13 protein-coding genes are annotated in these 17,676 nt (G+C 38.4%); 5 read left to right on the forward strand and 8 right to left on the reverse strand.

The genetic code is table 11. The features are described from left to right. The first annotated feature begins 151 nt into the window (after positions 1 to 151). From YQ22_RS05175 to YQ22_RS05185, 3 genes are all read left to right on the forward strand, one after another. A complete protein-coding gene (locus YQ22_RS05175) occupies positions 152 to 1,816 on the forward strand; it encodes a tetratricopeptide repeat-containing sensor histidine kinase (RefSeq protein ID WP_071340328.1) in 1,665 nt (554 codons plus the stop codon). Positions 1,817 to 1,819: 3 nt separating this feature from the next. Continuing rightward, entirely contained in the window at positions 1,820 to 2,485 is a 666-nt protein-coding gene (locus YQ22_RS05180; RefSeq protein WP_071340329.1) for a response regulator, read from the forward strand. 196 nt (positions 2,486 to 2,681) lie between these two features. Further along, positions 2,682 to 3,404: a hypothetical protein gene (locus YQ22_RS05185; protein ID WP_071340330.1), complete on the forward strand. Its 723-nt coding sequence runs from the start codon at positions 2,682 to 2,684 to the stop codon at positions 3,402 to 3,404. A 5-nt stretch (positions 3,405 to 3,409) separates the two neighbouring features. Here YQ22_RS05185 and YQ22_RS05190 read toward each other — a convergent pair whose 3' ends face one another. The 3 genes from YQ22_RS05190 to YQ22_RS05200 are packed head-to-tail and all read right to left on the reverse strand — an operon-like array spanning position 3,410 to position 10,199. Further along, entirely contained in the window at positions 3,410 to 4,300 is an 891-nt protein-coding gene (locus YQ22_RS05190) for a transglutaminase family protein (protein ID WP_071340331.1), read from the reverse strand. 2 nt (positions 4,301 to 4,302) lie between these two features. Then, the gene (locus YQ22_RS05195) at positions 4,303 to 6,864 is read right to left on the reverse strand and encodes a circularly permuted type 2 ATP-grasp protein (protein ID WP_071340332.1); all 2,562 of its coding nucleotides are present in this window, start codon (positions 6,862 to 6,864) and stop codon (positions 4,303 to 4,305) included. A gap of 11 nt (positions 6,865 to 6,875) precedes the next feature. Further along, entirely contained in the window at positions 6,876 to 10,199 is a 3,324-nt protein-coding gene (locus YQ22_RS05200) for a transglutaminase family protein (RefSeq protein WP_071340333.1), read from the reverse strand. 250 nt (positions 10,200 to 10,449) lie between these two features. Between YQ22_RS05200 and YQ22_RS05205 the strand changes: the two genes are divergently transcribed. Together YQ22_RS05205 and YQ22_RS05210 are read left to right on the forward strand one after the other, a co-directional pair. Next, positions 10,450 to 10,992, forward strand: coding sequence for a DUF4287 domain-containing protein (locus YQ22_RS05205; protein ID WP_071340334.1), 543 nt, complete (start codon positions 10,450 to 10,452; stop codon positions 10,990 to 10,992). 68 nt (positions 10,993 to 11,060) lie between these two features. Beyond that, on the forward strand, positions 11,061 to 11,933 hold the full coding sequence (locus tag YQ22_RS05210) for a cation diffusion facilitator family transporter (RefSeq protein WP_071340335.1): 873 nt from the start codon (positions 11,061 to 11,063) through the stop codon (positions 11,931 to 11,933). Here the strand turns inward: YQ22_RS05210 and YQ22_RS05215 are convergent, their stop codons facing one another. From YQ22_RS05215 to YQ22_RS05235, 5 genes are all read right to left on the reverse strand, one after another. Continuing rightward, positions 11,934 to 12,830 (reverse strand): flavin reductase family protein, encoded by an 897-nt coding sequence (locus tag YQ22_RS05215; RefSeq protein ID WP_071340336.1) that lies wholly within the window; start codon positions 12,828 to 12,830, stop codon positions 11,934 to 11,936. A 17-nt stretch (positions 12,831 to 12,847) separates the two neighbouring features. Next, positions 12,848 to 14,083, reverse strand: a complete 1,236-nt coding sequence (gene fahA / locus YQ22_RS05220) for a fumarylacetoacetase (RefSeq protein WP_071342508.1) — start codon at positions 14,081 to 14,083, stop codon at positions 12,848 to 12,850. Between the two features lie 17 nt (positions 14,084 to 14,100). Further along, positions 14,101 to 15,255, reverse strand: coding sequence for a homogentisate 1,2-dioxygenase (locus YQ22_RS05225; RefSeq protein ID WP_071340337.1), 1,155 nt, complete (start codon positions 15,253 to 15,255; stop codon positions 14,101 to 14,103). Between the two features lie 75 nt (positions 15,256 to 15,330). Further along, positions 15,331 to 16,461 carry a 4-hydroxyphenylpyruvate dioxygenase gene (hppD, locus tag YQ22_RS05230; protein WP_071340338.1) on the reverse strand — a complete coding sequence of 377 codons (1,131 nt, stop codon included), beginning with the start codon at positions 16,459 to 16,461 and terminating at the stop codon, positions 15,331 to 15,333. A 61-nt stretch (positions 16,462 to 16,522) separates the two neighbouring features. Further along, positions 16,523 to 17,650: a pyridoxal phosphate-dependent aminotransferase gene (locus tag YQ22_RS05235; protein ID WP_232231314.1), complete on the reverse strand. Its 1,128-nt coding sequence runs from the start codon at positions 17,648 to 17,650 to the stop codon at positions 16,523 to 16,525. Positions 17,651 to 17,676: the final 26 nt, after the last annotated feature.

Consider the following 17,676-nt stretch of genomic DNA (forward strand, 5'->3'; position numbering starts at 1 on the left):
TGGACAAAATTCAAGATAAAAACAAATTTTCAGCCAATAAATAATTAACAACCCAATATTTAGTTTTAAGTAACTATAACTATTATAGGCAGTTACCTTCTTAGAAAAAATTCAATAACATTATTAGCTAATTAGTTTATATTTTAGGGGTATGAACAACAAATTAAGCATAATCATACCTCAATATATATTCCTTGCTTTATTTATATTTCTAATACCCAATCGCACCTTAGCACAGATTTCAAAAGATAGTTCACTACATTACAGAAAAGCAATTCTAAACCCTTCTCAACCTCAAGACCTGCCCTCTGGCGTTCACTATTTTACCAAGAAAAAAGAGCGGGATATAGAATCAAAAGATACCTTAAATGCAATTTATGACCTTAGGCTGCTTTCTATAGCTGAATTTAAAATTGGTAATAATTTCAGTAGTGAAAATCATATTGTTGAAGCCCTTAATCTTATTGAGTCAATGCAGACCAAAGATACTTTGATCAACTCTAGGGTAGGTCTTTACAACCAATTAGGGCGTATTTATAGAGCATCGAACAACGCAACCGAAGCCATTAGAACTTTTGACAACGCATTACAAATTGCCAATAAACTAAGCGATAGTGTTATCATCTTGAACAATAAAGCCAATATCTACAAAGATCTTTTGGACTATAAAAACGCATTGGACATTTATTCGTTTCTATTTGAAAAACGTTTTTATTTTGCCAATGATTATCAAACTACCTTGGTAACCGATAATTTAGGTCTTGTACAGTCTAAACTTCACATTCCAGAGGGATTGGATAATTTAAAAAATGCTTTAACACTTCGTCAAAAAAATAATGACCTTATTGGTCAGCACGCGAGCAACACTCATTTATCAGAGTATTACTTGGATAGAAAAGACACTACAAAAGCATTATTCTATGCAGAGAAAGCGCTATCCCTTTCAGACAGGATCAACAGTAGTTCTTTTAAACTAGAATCCATATCGTTACTTATGAATATGGATAAGAATCCTCTTATTCATGAATATAAAAAACTGACCGACAGCATAGCCAATGCCAAGCAAATAGCAGAGAACAAAAATGCATTTCTAAAATATAATGTAGCCGAAGAACAAAAGAAAACTCAAGCCAGTATATTACTGCAAGAAATAGAATCACGTAAGCGGTTGGCTTACCAAGCCCTTGCCTTTATTATTTTTCTAATTCTCGTTGGTTCTTATTTTATCTACAAAAACCGATACAGAAAGGCTAAAATCGAAGAAATCTATAAAACCGAAACCAGAATTGCTAAAAAAGTACATGATGAAGTTGCCAATGACATGTATAAAGTGATGACATCTCTTGAGAACAATTCAGGAATTGACACTACTATTTTAGATGAAATGGAAAAAATCTACACCAAAACACGAGATATTTCTAGAGAAAATAGTGCAATTGACCTTAGAAAAGATTTTGGCAAACAATTAAACGATTTATTGCTAGGATATAAAAATAGCAAAGTCAATATCATAACCCGTAACCTTTCCAAAATGCCTTGGGACGGTATTTCTGAAATGAAAAAAACAGCTATCTATAGGGTATTGCAAGAGCTTATGACCAATATGCGCAAACATAGCCACGCAACTTTTGTAACCCTAGTTTTTGAAAAAGAAGGAAAAAAAATCCATATTAATTATCGTGATAATGGCGTTGGATGTGATCTTTTTAAGAAAAATGGCCTTCAACATACGGAATCCCGTATCGCTTCTATAAATGGAACTATTAATTTTGAATCCAAGCAAGGTGATGGCTTTAAGGCATCAATAATAATTTAATGCATGTTCAAAAAAGTTTTAATTGCGGAGGATATGGAAGACATCAATAAAGGTGTTTTTTCATTGCTGACCGAATTGGGTGTTTCACAAATAGATCAAGTTCAATATTGCGATGATGCCTATTTAAAAATAAAAAGGGCGGATTTGGATTCGGTTCCGTTTGATCTTGTAATATCGGACCTATCATTTAAGGTGGACCACAGGTCACAGACTTACCCATCAGGGCAGGCTTTAGTGGCTAAACTAAAGTCAGATTTCCCTTCCCTAAAAGTCATTGTGTATTCTGTTGAAGATCGTTTGCAAGCCGTGCGCACTCTCTTTAACCAGCATGATATAGATGCATATGTTTGCAAAAGCAGAACCGGACTTAAAAATTTGACCCAAGCTATTTGTGAAGTTGCTAAAGACGGAAAATTCTTATCCCCAGAAGTTTCAAATGCATTTAGTGCCGAGAACGAACTGGAAATTGATGACTACGATATTTCACTTTTAGACAACCTTAGTAAAGGCTTATCTCAAGATGAGATCAGCGCACTGTATAAAAAAGAGAATATTTCACCTGCTAGCCTAAGTTCAATTGAAAAAAGATTGAACAAATTACGAATACAATTCAATGCCAATAATGCCATTCACCTTGTGGCAATCGTAAAAGATTTAGGGCTAATCTAAAAATAAACCGTTGCCTTACGGAAAACCGTAATATTTTTAGTTATAATGGTGTTAGGTTTGTTCTTGCTTAGCAATAGGCACACTAACCAGAATTAAAATACATTGCTATGGCCATCCTGCTGAAGAGGTAATTCGGGGGAACTGACCGATTTGGTAGGTATGGCCTAATTATAAATCAACCACTCAACAAAACATTATGCGTAAACTAATTACCCTATTATTTATTCTTTCAATTCTAATTCCTACCAAAAACTATGCTCAAGACAATGGTGCCGTTGTCGCAGGAGCAGTGGGTGCCCTTGCTGCAATAGGAGCAGGTGTAGCAGCAGTGGAACAAATGAAAGAACGTGCTGAACTTACTGCCACGGAATGGTTATTGGCAAACAACCCCAACATAACCAGTTTTTCATTAAAGACTTTAGATTTCGATGGTAAAAAGTTAAAAGACATGTCATCTGCTTCTGTCATCACCTTTAAAATTCAAGAATTTGAACCTGCGGACAAGCCGGTTTTAGATGGCAAAAAGCAAGTACTGTTAGGTTTTACTAGTCACGGGTGGATTAATGAATATGGTATTGATTTCAATAAAATAAAATGGTTTTTAATCGATGAAGCAGAATGGGTTAATATGATGGTTTCTTACGTTAAGGTAGCATCTGGAGAATCAAGTGACTATAATGTGGCTTCTACTTTACAAGAAGGACGTATTGTTAATAAAGGTGTCAAAATCAAAAACAAAATGACCATACCATTTTATCAACTTTCTGGCGATATGTATGTTGTTACAGACTATTCTAATGAAATGAAATTCATTTATAACGAACGATCTTTAGGTATTTTCTTAAAAGATACGAGAGACCTCGTTCAAATTAAAAGGAGTAGTTTAATTGAACTACATGAATTCTTTTTTGAAGAATAAACAACTTAAATCACAGCAGCAATATCAACTGCCACTTTTAATTTACTCTGTCCACTACCATAAACAACCCCTTTTAAAGGCGGCACGTCATAATAGTCCCTACCCCAGCCTACCACAATGTGTTGGTCTTTGGGTATCTGGTTGTTCGTTGGATCAAAATCTACCCAACCGAAACCTGGAATATAAATAGCAAACCATGCGTGGGAAGCATCGGCTCCTATTAATTTTTCTTTACCGGGAGCAGGTAAGGTTTCTATATAACCACTAATATAGCGTGCCGGTAACCCTACAGACCGTATACAAGCAATGGCTATTTGGGCAAAATCTTGACACACTCCTTTTTTCTCCTTCATCACTTCCTCTATTGGCGTGGAAATAGTGGAGAATTCCGAATCAAAATCAAAGTCGGTATAAATGCGTTGCATCAATTCATATGCAGCTTCAAAAACAGACCTATCGCCCTTAAAGGACAATTCTGCATAGTCCCTAATCACCTTATCCGTCCTTCTAATAAAAATAGATTCCAGCACATACTGCTTAGCTTCCAAAGTTTCCGCATCCATCCCCTGTAATGCAGCTAGGGCATGGTTCATGGTAATATTTTTACATGCCCCGCTATTGAATGATTCATGGTATTGGGCGTATTCTCTTTTAATCTTACTCTTTGTGGTTACTTTTAATGTTCTATGCTCGGTTTGAATGGAAAAACGGGTTATATAATTTCCAAAAAAGTCTTTACGCTCGGTAATTTCAGCTGGTTCTGGCGATATTTCAATGGCATAATCCAACAGTTCCTGGCCTTTTGATTCTCTAGGGCGTAATGTCGCAATATTATGACAATAGCTTACAGGAGCGTTATAGTCATACTTGGTAATATGTGTAATGTTGAATATCATTATTAAATGGGAAATGACTGTGTAAACAATTGTGTTTGCTTGTCCGTATGATTAAAATAGGTGTTGGATATAGATTGTGACGTTTTATACAACAAATCAGAAAGTTCTTTTAAAAGGGTATCTAACTGCTCTCTTGTAACATCTGTTTCAGATTTTGTCTGAACCAACTTAGAAGACTCTGCCAATCTTAACTTTGAAAATGCCTCAAATACAAATTTTTGATAGTTACTTAATTGATGGTCATGTTTGGAGTGCGGCAATCTTGCGATATCTTTTTGCAATCTATTGATCATAAAGGTCAATGAACGTGCATAATCCAGATCTAACACAACAAGATCCAACACATGTGCCAATTCTATATGAGAGCGGTAACTGTATCTGTATATATTAAGGCTTTCATGACTGGTCAATAGGTACTCCAACAAATCATACTCTACCTGCTCATCAAATTTTATGGTCAACAAGGCCCTACATTTAGTAATATTTAAACTGCTTTGCTCCAATTGCAATCCTATAAAGTATAATAGCAAACCTTGTTGCACCATGATACTTTCTTCAATAAGCCCCATAAATGCAATTAACCGAGTAATCAATTGATTTAAGACTTTAAGAATTTTATTTATGGAGTGATCATCACCATCTACCAAGGAGTTCCAAATTTTTTGGATATTCTCAAATACACGCCACATATCCGAGGACCATAAATTACGGATGGAATAATAGGAGTTACCGAACATACTTATGGTATGCGCCAGACTGCCCACCCTATTCTTATCTAAAATAACGGACAACATTTCCTCATACGGATTATCCATGGCCAATTTGCCATCTTTTGCTCTTTCCACGAAGCCAGGATAGGTACCCGTTAATTGTGTAACCGCTTTAAAAAGCACCTTAAGTTTTTCAGAATCGGGTTTTTCGTTTCTGTTCTGCACAATGGCCATTTGTCGCATCACCGTACGTAAAAAACGCGCATTGACAAGCGTTCGACCCACGTAGCGCCCCGCCCAATATAAATTTTCTGCCGTTAAGCTGGGTAAATCATTTAGACCCGAAATGGCAATAGATGATTTTTGCTGCCAATGCCTATTTTTTTCTTCCACAATGGGTTCATCGTCCAATATCCAAAAATCTTTACTGGTACCACCTCTTTGATTAGACACTCTTACCGTCTCGCCATCTGGTGCCACCCTTACCAAACCACCTGGCATTACGGAATAGTCTTTTTTAGATGCGATGCAAAATGCTCTTGCCACAACATTTCTTGGCGCTAATTTATCATTGGTAAAATTGGGTGCCGTTGAGAAATTAATGCGTTCTTGTGCAACAAAACGATACGGACGTTCCAAAATGACCTTTTTAAGTTCATCCAATGCTTCCGTACTCATTAGTTCTCCAAAATAGATACTTTCCCTATTGGTACGATCTATTCTTTTTATGACCAATTTTGAAATGTTATCCAAAACAAAGTTTCTTTCCTTTTCTTGTCCGCACCACCATGATGCAATCTGAGGTAATTTTAATTCCTCATCCATAAAGAATTTTGCTATGGCCGGCATAAACGGAATCAATCCCGGATTTTCAATAACTCCACTTCCTATAGGGTTTATGACCGCTACATTGTTTCTTCGTACAACATCCAATAATCCGGCTACGCCCAAATGTGAATCCTCCCGTAGTTCCAAGGGATCGGTAAAGGCATCGTCTACCCTACGCAGTACAACATCGATCTGCTTTAAGCCTTGTAAAGACTTCATCCAAAGAAAACCATCACGCACCACCATATCATTACCTTGTACTAATGGATACCCTAAGAAAGACGCCATATAGGCATGTTCAAAATAGGTTTCGTTATGTGAGCCCGGTGTAAGAATCACAATATTCGGATTTTCCTTTTTCCCAGGTGCGGCATCAATAAGCATTTGATTGAATTCCTGAAAAAATCCGGATAAACGCTTCACTTTCATTTCCGCATACAAATCCGGCAGAATTCTACTGGTCGTGGATCTATTCTCTAAAGCATACCCCATACCTGATGGTGCTTCTGTCCTGTCATTTACTACCCATAAACGCCCATCCGTTCCACGACATAAATCTGCGGCATAGATAGATAAATACTGTTCTAACTGAAGCTCCATACCGGAACATTGCCTAAGAAAACCCCTATGCCCATAAATTACTTCATAGGGTACAATACCGTTTTTTATTAATTTTCGGTCGCCGTAGACATCTTTTAACACCAAGTTGAGCAGTTCTGCCCGTTGCTTTAACCCTTCCTCTACCTCTGCCCACTCATTTTGGTGCAGCATAAAAGGAACCACATTAAGGTTCCAAGGTCTATGCATACCCTGTGGATCGTTGTATACATTATAAGTGACCCCGTTTTCTGACAATAGCCAGTCTATATCTTTTTGACGTGCCGTTAGGCCCGTGACCCCCAAGGTATCAAAACTGGTCAATAGTTTGTTCCAATAGGGTTTTATACCATTGTTCAATGAATACATTTCATCATTGCCCTGTTGGGTATCATAATTATTGAACCACGTGGTTTTTGTTGTTGGCATTACCTCTTCAATTACTTCTTACGCAAATCTGTTACATGTGGATACTCTGGGTTGACCGGCATCTCTTTGTATGCAAATGTATTTGAACCTTTCTTAGGTTCTACCATTCTGCCCGTAAAATTTGTTGAGGCCACCAATTCTGTAGGAGTTACCTCATCTTGTGTCATGCCAATATCCCAAAATCTATTTATTCTGCGCGATTCTGCTTCTAAGCTATTTACCGGATAGGTGTCATACGACCTACCACCTGGGTGTGCCACAAAATAGGTACAGCCGCCAATCGACTTTTTGTTCCAATCATCAACTATATCAAATACCAACGGAGTATCTACCCCAATAGTCGGGTGTAAGGCAGACCATGGTTCCCAGGCCTTAAAACGCACTCCCGCTACGTACTCGCCCTTTGTTCCTGTAGAGCTCAATTCAATTTTAACTCCATTACACGTTAACGAGTATCGCTTTTCATTAAAATTATTGACTTTTACCTGTACACGCTCTAATGAAGAATCTACATAACGGGATGTTCCGCCACCGGTCATTTCCTCACCAAGCACATTCCACGGTTCTATGGCCATACGCAATTCCATTTGTATGGTATTGACATCTACCATACCGTACAACGGGAAACGGAATTCAAAGAAGGGGTCAAACCAATCTAATTTGAACGGATATCCCGCTTGGTTCAACTGCTCTACAATATCCTTAATGTCTTCTTTTACATAATGCTCCAGCAAGAATTTGTCATGTAATTCTGTACCCCAACGCACCAATTTGTGTTTGTACGGTTTTTTCCAAAACCATGATACCAACGTACGCACCAACAACATTTGCATTAAGCTCATTTGCGCATGAGGAGGCATATCAAAAGCACGTAGCTCCAAGATACCCAAGCGCCCGGAAGAAGAATCCGGAGAGTATAATTTATCTATACAAAACTCCGCTCTATGGGTATTCCCTGTTATGTCCGTCAACAAATGCCTGAACAGACGGTCAGTGATCCAAAACGGTACCTCTTTATCATCTGGTATTTGCGAAAAGGCAATTTCAAGTTCATACAAGTTCTCCAACCTTGCTTCATCTACTCGTGGAGCCTGACTAGTAGGTCCTATAAATGCACCTGAGAACAAGTAGGACAGTCCGGGGTGATGTTGCCAAAAAGTCAAAAGACTTCGTAATAACTGTGGGTTACGTAATAACGGACTATCAGCCGGAGTTATACCGCCCAAGGTAACGTGATTACCACCGCCTGTACCGGTGTGCTTACCATCTAGCATAAATTTTTCGGTTCCTAAACGGGCCTGCTTTGCTTCGGCATATAAGGTTAGCGTATTGTCCGTAAGTTCTTGCCAGTTTTTTGCAGGATGTACGTTTACCTCAATAACACCAGGATCAGGGGTCACCTTTAAAACTTCTAACCTATTATCACGAGGTGGTTCATAGCCTTCTAGAATCACCGGAACTTTCAATTCTTTTGCCGTAGCTTCTATACTTGCCACCAAGTCCAAAAAGTCTTCGGCACTATCTAACGGAGGCAAATAAAGAAATAATTTATTCTCCCTGACCTCTGCGCAAATTGCCGTACGCACATAAGGGTGCTTTCTTGGGTGACCTATAGATTTTAATTTCAATCGTTTTTCCAATGCATCGCCAGGTTTTGGCAAATCCGGCGAGGGTTCAAACAACTCTACCTCTGCCGTTGGTTCTGAAGGTATTGGCGGGTCTTGGGGCAATGCCGCCAAAGGCAAACGAAGTCCTATAGCGGAATTACCGGGTGTAAGAAACAAATATTTATTTCTAAACTTCCATTTATTCGTAAGCCATTTGTTGTTCTTTTTGGTCAAAGGATATACGTGACCTACTACTTCACCAATTCCATTTTCCAATATTTCACCCAATTTTCTACGTAGGTGACCATCATCTTTATTGTATTTTTTAGGATTGACATCTACCGGTAATTTTCCTTCTTCCCATAAAAAGTAAAAGGCATCTTCATAGGCTGGCATTACACTGTTGGTCTTACAACCCAAATAGCCACCTAAAGTCTTTAAAAATCGTTTGGTAATATTTCTGGGCATTTTATATTCCTCAGAGAAAGATGCCAATAAACTTGGATCGTTCCAAATGGGTTTTCCGTCTTTGCGCCAGTGGATACCAATGAGCCAACGCGGCAAGGCCTCTCCAGGATACCATTTACCCTGTGCGTGGTGCAAGAGCCCCCCTTTACCAAATACCTCTAGTAGCCTGATGGAAAGTTTGCTCGCCAATTCCCTTTTGTGTTGACCATCTGCAGCGGTATTCCACTCCTCAGATTCCATATCATCTATAGAGACAAATGTAGGTTCGCCTCCCATAGTTAAACGAACATCATTGGCCTGCAATTCTTCCTCTACCTTAAAACCAAGATCATAGATTGCTTGCCATTGTTCATCTGTGTAGGGCTTGGTTACACGTGGCGATTCAAAAATTCTAGTAACCGAATTTTCAAATTCAAAGGTAGTTTCAGCAAAATCACTAAATCCGCTTACCGGTGCGGCACTTTCATAAGATGGTGTACATGCCAATGGAATATGACCTTCTCCCGTAAACAAACCAGATGTGGCGTCTAGACCGATCCATCCGGCACCTGGTAAATATACTTCTGCCCATGCATGTAAATCGGTGAAATCTTCTTCTGGCCCTGACGGACCGTCCAATGATTTTTCATCCGATTTCAATTGCACCAAATACCCGGAAACAAAGCGAGCCGCCAAACCTAAATGACGAAGTGTTTGCACCAGTAACCATGCAAAATCCCTACAAGAACCCAACTTAGCCTCTAAGGTCTCTTCACAGGTTTGTACCCCGGGCTCCATTCTCAACGTATAATCCAAGTAATTATACAATTTGCTATTTAACCCAATTAAAAAATCTATACTTCTTTGCGGAGTCAAATCTATCTTTGACAGCCACTCTTTCAACAACGGACCGCTCTCCACTTTTTCCAAATAGGGCAAAAGTTCTTTCTTAGCCTCATCGGAATATTTAAATGGAAATTCCTCTACAGCTTCCTCAACGAAAAAATCGAACGGATTGATCGTTTTTAAATCGGCTATAATTTCTACATCAATTGACAGCTCAGTAGTTTTATCGGGAAAAACAATTCGAGCCAAATAATTTCCAAAAGGGTCTTGTTGCCAATTAAAAAAATGATTTTCAGGTTTAATTTTAATTGAATAAGCCTCTATTGGTGTTCTACTATGTGGTGCCGGACGCAACCTAAAAATATGTGGCGATAGATTTATACTTCTATCGTAGATATACTTGGTCTTGTGTTTAATTGCAACTTTTAATGCCATACGGTTGTGGGATTTCGGTACTACCTAATATAAGCACTATAATCAGCAAATGAATATAACTAGGCGTGAATCATAAAATTTTTATTCAAATTGGAGTTGGAACGCTATTTATTGATAGATTGCTAATGTTAGGGGGTGTTTGTTGATCTTTTTTGGATAGAATAACATTAAAAAAAAGATGGTGCTGAATAACCAACCCAAGGCTTTACTATTTTTTTGTAAATTGAAACATACATAAAACGCTCTACTTATGGAAAAGGCACTGCAAACCATGATCGACAACATGCCTGAAAAGACAGGGAAATCATTGAACGAATGGAAGACCATTCTTAAAGAAAAGTCATTTGCCAAACATTCTGAAGGTGTCAATTATTTAAAGAAAGAGCACGGTGTTACCCACGGTTTTGCAAATACCATTGTTACCCTTTCAAAAGAAGAAAACCATGCTCCAACGGATTTGGTGGATCAGCAATACAAAGGGAAAGAAAGCCTACTCCCTATTTATGAAAAGCTGCTACTTGTAATAAAGCCTTTTGGAGATGATATTACCATTACCCCAAAGAAAACTACCGTAAGTATTATTCGTAAAAAGCAATTTGCATTGATAAAACCTGCTACCAAAACTAGAATAGATTTAGGATTAAAAATAAAAGACAAGCCCACTACTGAGCGCTTGCAGAATTCTGGTCCTTTCGGCACCATGTGCTCCCATAGGGTTCAACTTACCGAAGTTTCCCAAGTGGATACCGAATTAATCGATTGGCTAAAAGAGGCTTATGAAAAAGCTATTTAACACAACCCTTTCATTAATTATATCGCATTAAGCTATCATACATTTTCTTGGCACTGTACCTTTGTCCTATGAGTATTGAACAGACTGCCATTAAAACAACATACTTTAGCATTGTAGGTAACATTCTCTTGGCTCTTATCAAAGGTTTAGCGGGATTCTTTGGTAATTCTTACGCTCTTATTGCAGATGCCATTGAATCTACCACTGACATCTTCTCCTCTATTTTGGTGTTATTAGGATTTAAGTATGCAGAAAGACCAGCAGATGAAAATCACCCTTACGGTCATGGTAAAATAGAACCCATTATTACTTTTTTAATTGTTGCTTTTCTAGTGATATCTGCCACCGTTATTGCCTATGAAAGCATTGACAACATACAAACTCCACACAAAACCCCAAAATCATGGACATTAATAGTTCTTGGCGTTATCATTCTTTGGAAAGAAATCTCATACCGAATCGTCATTAAAAAAAGTAAGGAAACCAATAGTACTTCGCTAAAAGCGGACGCTTGGCACCATAGAAGTGATGCCATAACATCAATCATGGCTTTTATAGGTATTTCAATTGCCCTAATTTTTGGAAAGGGTTACGAAGCGGCCGATGATTGGGCCGCCCTAATTGCCTCGGGTTTTATTCTTTACAATAGCTACCTAATCTTACGACCTGCGTTAGGCGAAATAATGGACGAGCAACGGTATGACGAACTATTGGAAGAAATACGTAAAAAATCACTGGAAGTACCCGGGGTTACCGGTACAGAAAAATGTTTTATACGAAAAGCCGGAATGAAATTTCATATTGACCTCCATGCCATGGTAGATGGCACTATATCGGTTACAAAAGGACATGATATTGCACATTTACTAAAAGACCATCTACATCATGAAATTCCGAACCTTGGTCACATATTAATACATATTGAACCTGATGATTTGTAACTAACCCCCCAAATGCAACAAGGCCAAAGCATCTTCAGTTTTTCCTTCTGCCAACCACTGTTGTGCCAGTTTGTGCAATGCTACAGCATCTTCATTGCCGTTTAGTATAGATTTCACCTCAGCATGTGCCGCAATAGCAGCAATTGCTTCTTTAGTTGGTAACTCTTCTAGATTCCCCAATCTACCCAAATTATTCCCCGTTAGTACCGTACTGTTACGCACAGCTTCTGGCAACATATCTACCCCAATACCTTTGGTTCGTATAGGTTTAGGAATTTCAAATAGCGCATCGCCATTGGCTCTGCAATACCAATTACCGCCCATACGGGCAACCAAATCTAACTTGGGGGTATCCAATTTTCCTTCGGCATCTAGAAATGCTTTCTTTACGTGTATCTGAACTACTTTTGCCAACACTAGATTCCCTGCCCCTGGACCATCACCCAATGCTATTACCTGATCCACTACACACTCAAAAGCTACGGGAGCTTCACCTACTCTTGGTGGCTTTACCTTATTACTTGGTATTTGCGTTAATCCTGATTTTACAAATTCATTTACACCGTCACCGTATTCCGTACTTGACAATGACATTTGTTCTACCATGTCATAATTCACAATATTGATTACCGTTTCCTTTACTTCCAATACATTCTCCAAGGTGTGCTTGGTGGTATTGTCACGACCTCTTCTTGAAGGGGAAAAAATCATGATAGGAGGGTTTATACTGAATAGGTTAAAATAACTGAACGGACTCAAATTTACATTGCCGTCCTTATCTATTGTGCTAGCAAAACAAATAGGTCTTGGCGCTACAGCAGATAATAAATACCCATGCAACTCTTGTTGAGATATACTTGCTGGGTCTATTGTATTTATTTCTTCGTGTTGTGACATTGTGCTCATATTCTAAATTACTTACTGGGTAAAATAGTACCCGTTACTTCACCAAAACCAACCCTTACGCCTTCTTTTTCGGCAAATCCTTTCAAGGTTATGGTGTCATTATCTTCAATAAATGTGCGTTTGCTTCCGTCTTTTAATTCGAAAGGCTTTTTACCTCCCCACGAAATCTCCAGCAATGACCCATAGGAGCTTTCATCTTTGCCCGATATGGTACCCGATGCCATGACATCGCCTACATTTACATTGCACCCATTTACGGTATGGTGCGCCAATTGCTGCATCATATTCCAATACATGTACTTAAAGTTTGAGCGACTGATTATTGTTTCTTCCGAAGATTTGGTACCCATGCCTACTTCTAATTGTATGTCATAATTTTTGGCTCCCTCATATTGTAAATACGAAAGTACGGCTGGTTCTTGCTTAGGACCTTGAACCTTAAATGGCTCCAGTGCTTCTAACGTAACAATCCACGGCGACATGGATGATGCAAAACTTTTGCCCAAAAACGGACCTAAAGGTACATATTCCCATTTTTGGATATCCCTAGCGGACCAGTCATTGAATAACACCAATCCAAAAATATGTTCATAAGCATTTTTAACTGTAATTCGATCTCCCAATTGTGTAGTTTTACCTACTATAAACCCCATTTCCAATTCAAAATCTAAACGCCCCGATGCTTGAAAAACCGGCGTTTCCATTTCATTGGTTTTCACTTGCCCCATAGGTCTATGAATATCGGTACCACTTACCACAATGGAAGAAGCGCGACCATGGTAGCCTACCGGAATATGCTTCCAATTGGGCAACAGTGCATTTTCTGGATCACGAAACATTTTACCTACATTGGTAGCATGCTCAATACTCGAATAAAAATCGGTATAATCGCCTACTTGCATCGGTAAATGCATGGTAGCGTCTTTCTGTAATATAAATGCTTCCAGATGATTTTTTAATGGCGAATTTTCTATCACCAGCAACTGCTGTATATCTAAACGGACTTTATTGGTAATCTTCTTTCCTAGAGCGATAAATGCATTTAAAGTTGATTGATTAAAATAGTTGGCATTGACCTCTAACAACCCTAACTCTGATACCACAACCAAATCAACAATTTGCGTTCCAATAGCAATACCTGCTCTTGGCTGATCATCGTTCACCGAAAATATGCCAAAAGGAAGATTGTAAATGGAAAAATCTGAATTATGGGGTACGCTGACCCATGTTTTTAGTGTTGTCAAGTGTTTTCTTATTTCTGTTATAACCAAGATTTGTAATAATCGCCATCATCTAATTTCATGGCATTCTCAGTAACCATCAACGGTTTAAAGGTGTCTATCATAACCGCTAATTCTTCAGCCCCTTTTTGACCTATGCTACGTTCTGCAGCACCTGGATGCGGACCGTGTGGTATGCCTGCGGGATGCAAAGAAATATTTCCCGGTTGTACACCGTTTCTGCTCATGAAATCACCATCAACATAATATAGCATTTCATCCGAATCTATATTGGAATGGTTATATGGTGCCGGAATGGACTGCGGATGATAATCGTACAGTCTTGGCACAAATGAACAGATTACAAAGGCATTTGTTTCAAAAGTTTGATGCACTGGTGGCGGCTGATGAATTCTGCCCGTAATAGGTTCAAAATTATGAATGGAGAATCCGTATGGGAAGTTATATCCATCCCAACCTACAACATCAAAAGGATGCCCTACATACACCATTTCATGCATGACTCCTTGCTTTTTTACCTTTATCAAATGTTCATTGGTATCGGTAAATGTTTCAAGGTTTTGTGGCAATTTATAATCGCGTTCACAGAACGGAGAGTGCTCCAATAACTGCCCAAACCAATTTCGATACCTTTTTGGCGTATAAATCGGTGAATATGACTCGGCATATAATATGCGATTGTCTTCACTATCAAAATCTATTTGATAAATGGTTCCTCTGGGAATGATCAGATAATCACCATATTCAAACGGAATTTGTCCAAAAATAGTCCTTAAGGTACCAGAGCCTTTATGTATGAACAACATTTCATCGGCATCGGTATTCTTATAAAAATATTCGCGCAAGGATTTTCGTGGTGCCGCTACCCCAATGATAATATCACTATTGACCAAAAGTGGCTCACGAGCTACTAAAAAATCGTCTTTTGCGGGTGCATTAAAACTAACCAACTTCAACGAACGTATATTCTTCTCCAAAGCAATTTTAGGAGACACATCAGTACTCTTTACGATCTCTTTGACCATGGTAGGTCTATTATGATGATATAATAAAGAGGACATACCGTCAAAACCAATGGTACCGAACAATTGTTCCGAGTACAACTCCCCATTGGGTTTTCTAAACTGCGTGTGCCTTTTTGGCGGCAACGCACCTTGCTTATGATAGATAGGCATATACGTTCGTTTTGTTAGTTACTACTATTTTATTAAAATTAAACTATTCTTGGCTTGTCAAGAAATCTGTTGAATTTATAAGGTTCCTCTTAATTCTTGCTCACGCTCAATAGCTTCAAATAAAGCCTTGAAATTTCCTTTTCCAAAAGAAGTTGCTCCTTTACGCTGAATAATTTCAAAGAACATGGTTGGTCTTGCCTGTACCGTTTTTGTGAAAATTTGCAACAGATATCCTTCATCATCACGATCCACCAAAATACCTAGTTTTCTCAATGATTCTATATCCTCATCGATTTCACCAACTCGCTCTGTCAATACATCATAATACGTTGTAGGTATGGTCAAGAACTCCACACCTCTACTTTTTAAATCAGAAACCGTTTTTACGATATCATCAGTAGCTACGGCAATATGTTGTACACCTTCACCTTCATAAAACTCCAAATATTCATCTACCTGAGATTTTTTCATTCCAGGAGCAGGCTCGTTGATCGGGAATTTAATACGACCGTTGCCATTACTCATTACCTTGCTCATAAGCGCAGTATAATCGGTAGAAATATCCTTATCATCAAAAGACATTATTTGCTTAAAGCCCATTACATTGGCGTAGAAATCTACCCAATAATTCATTTTACCTTCGTTCACGTTACCTACCATATGATCTACAAATTTTAATCCAGTAGACGTTGGCTGATAATCGCTTTCCCATTTTTGGTAGCCCGGTAAAAATGTACCGTTATAATTTTTACGCTCTACAAAAATGTGCACTACTTCACCATAAGAATAAATACCAGAACTTACCACCTTACCGTGCTCGTCTTCTTCGGTTTTTGGCTCCATGTAACTTTTAGCTCCTCTTTTCATAGCCTCGTTATAAGCATAGGTAGCATCATCTACCCACAATGCCGTTACCTTAACTCCGTCACCATGCTTGTCTATGTGCCTACCCACATCTGTACCACTCTTTAACGGTGATGTCAAAACCAATCTAATTTTATCTTGCTCTACCACATAGGATTCAAAATCCCTACTACCAGTTTCAAGACCTTTATAAGCTAAAGATTTAAAACCGAAAGCGGTCTTATAATAATGTGCCGCTTGTTTAGAGTTACTTACATAAAGCTCTAAATAATCGGTACCGTTAATAGGCATAAAATCTTGTGCCTCTTTGTGTTTGTTTTCTGCTACTGTTGAAGTTGACATAGTATATGATTTAGTTTTATATTGTTTTTAGTTGCTTATGCAACATATATGATAAAAAAATTTATGCTGTGGTCGTTTGGCTCTTCATTAAAACCTCAATTGCGGCCAAAAGTGCTTTGTTAGCCTCTCTTACCCCAAAAGATATACGCACTTTTCCCGGCGCACCAAAATTACCTACAGGGCGTACCATTATACCTTTCTTTTCTAAAAAAGAGGTAAACTCCATATCATTCACCGGTGGGTCTATTAGCACAAAATTACCCTGTGTTGGCCAATATTTTATATTCATTGTATCAAGTCCGTTCAAAACAAACTTTCTTTCTTCCTTAACCAATGCTACAGTTTTGTTTACAAACGCTACATCTTCCAAAGCAGCAATTGCCCCCTCTAAAGCCAATGATGACAATAGAAAAGGTTTACAAATCTTACGCATGTAATTGCTTAGTTCTAAAGGGGCATAACAATAGCCAACCCTTAGACCTGCCAAACCGTAGGTCTTTGAAAAACTATTGATTGCAATTACATTTTTACCTTCTACTACAAAAGGAATTCCCGAAGTGTAATCTTCGGCTTCGGCAAAATGTCTGTATACCTCATCTAACACCAGTACTACATGGTCAGGTAATTTATCAATGAAATTTCTTAAATCTGTCAGTGGAATATAATTTCCTGAAGGATTGTTGGGCGATGCTAGAAATACAAACTTTGTTCTATCATTAATAGCCTCCAAAATACCGTCCAAATTGTAATCATAATCCTCCGTCATGGGTACGTTGATCGCCTTGGCTCCCATCCAACGGGTAAAGGCCGTATAAGGTAAAAAGCAAGGCTGACTCACAATTACCTCGTCATCTTCGTTCAAAAATGCCTTAGAAATCATATCTATAATTTCTGAACCACTATTTGCAGTAATAAAGTTATCTACGGTAAGTACACCATCAAAATCTTTCACCAACGCCTCACGTAACCTTATATCCGTATTATCCGGATATAGGCTCAAATCATCTAAGGTATTTGCCAAGGCTTCCTTAACTTTTGGGGAATACCCTAACGGATTTTCGTTAGAGGACAATTTGTGAACGGTAACACCATCGGGCATTACAATCTTCTTACCTCCGCCTTTGTAAGTGCTATCTTCTAATATATATTTCTTAAAACCTGGTTGCATATTTCTAGTACTTTTTGCCAATTTGAACTAAGTAAAAATACAATTTT

It is taken from the genome of Maribacter sp. 1_2014MBL_MicDiv (genome assembly GCF_001865655.1).
Taxonomy (GTDB): Bacteria; Bacteroidota; Bacteroidia; order Flavobacteriales; family Flavobacteriaceae; genus Maribacter; species Maribacter dokdonensis.

What these genes read in the sequence shown, in the direction of transcription:
- YQ22_RS05175 (WP_071340328.1), top strand. Translation starts at nt 152, where the DNA reads ATGAACAACAAATTAAGCATAATCATACCTCAATATATATTCCTTGCT.
- YQ22_RS05180 (WP_071340329.1), top strand. Translation starts at nt 1,820, where the DNA reads ATGTTCAAAAAAGTTTTAATTGCGGAGGATATGGAAGACATCAATAAA.
- YQ22_RS05185 (WP_071340330.1), top strand. Translation starts at nt 2,682, where the DNA reads ATGCGTAAACTAATTACCCTATTATTTATTCTTTCAATTCTAATTCCT.
- YQ22_RS05190 (WP_071340331.1), bottom strand. Translation starts at nt 4,300, where the DNA reads ATGATATTCAACATTACACATATTACCAAGTATGACTATAACGCTCCT.
- YQ22_RS05195 (WP_071340332.1), bottom strand. Translation starts at nt 6,864, where the DNA reads ATGCCAACAACAAAAACCACGTGGTTCAATAATTATGATACCCAACAG.
- YQ22_RS05200 (WP_071340333.1), bottom strand. Translation starts at nt 10,199, where the DNA reads ATGGCATTAAAAGTTGCAATTAAACACAAGACCAAGTATATCTACGAT.
- YQ22_RS05205 (WP_071340334.1), top strand. Translation starts at nt 10,450, where the DNA reads ATGGAAAAGGCACTGCAAACCATGATCGACAACATGCCTGAAAAGACA.
- YQ22_RS05210 (WP_071340335.1), top strand. Translation starts at nt 11,061, where the DNA reads ATGAGTATTGAACAGACTGCCATTAAAACAACATACTTTAGCATTGTA.
- YQ22_RS05215 (WP_071340336.1), bottom strand. Translation starts at nt 12,830, where the DNA reads ATGTCACAACACGAAGAAATAAATACAATAGACCCAGCAAGTATATCT.
- YQ22_RS05225 (WP_071340337.1), bottom strand. Translation starts at nt 15,255, where the DNA reads ATGCCTATCTATCATAAGCAAGGTGCGTTGCCGCCAAAAAGGCACACG.
- hppD (WP_071340338.1), bottom strand. Translation starts at nt 16,461, where the DNA reads ATGTCAACTTCAACAGTAGCAGAAAACAAACACAAAGAGGCACAAGAT.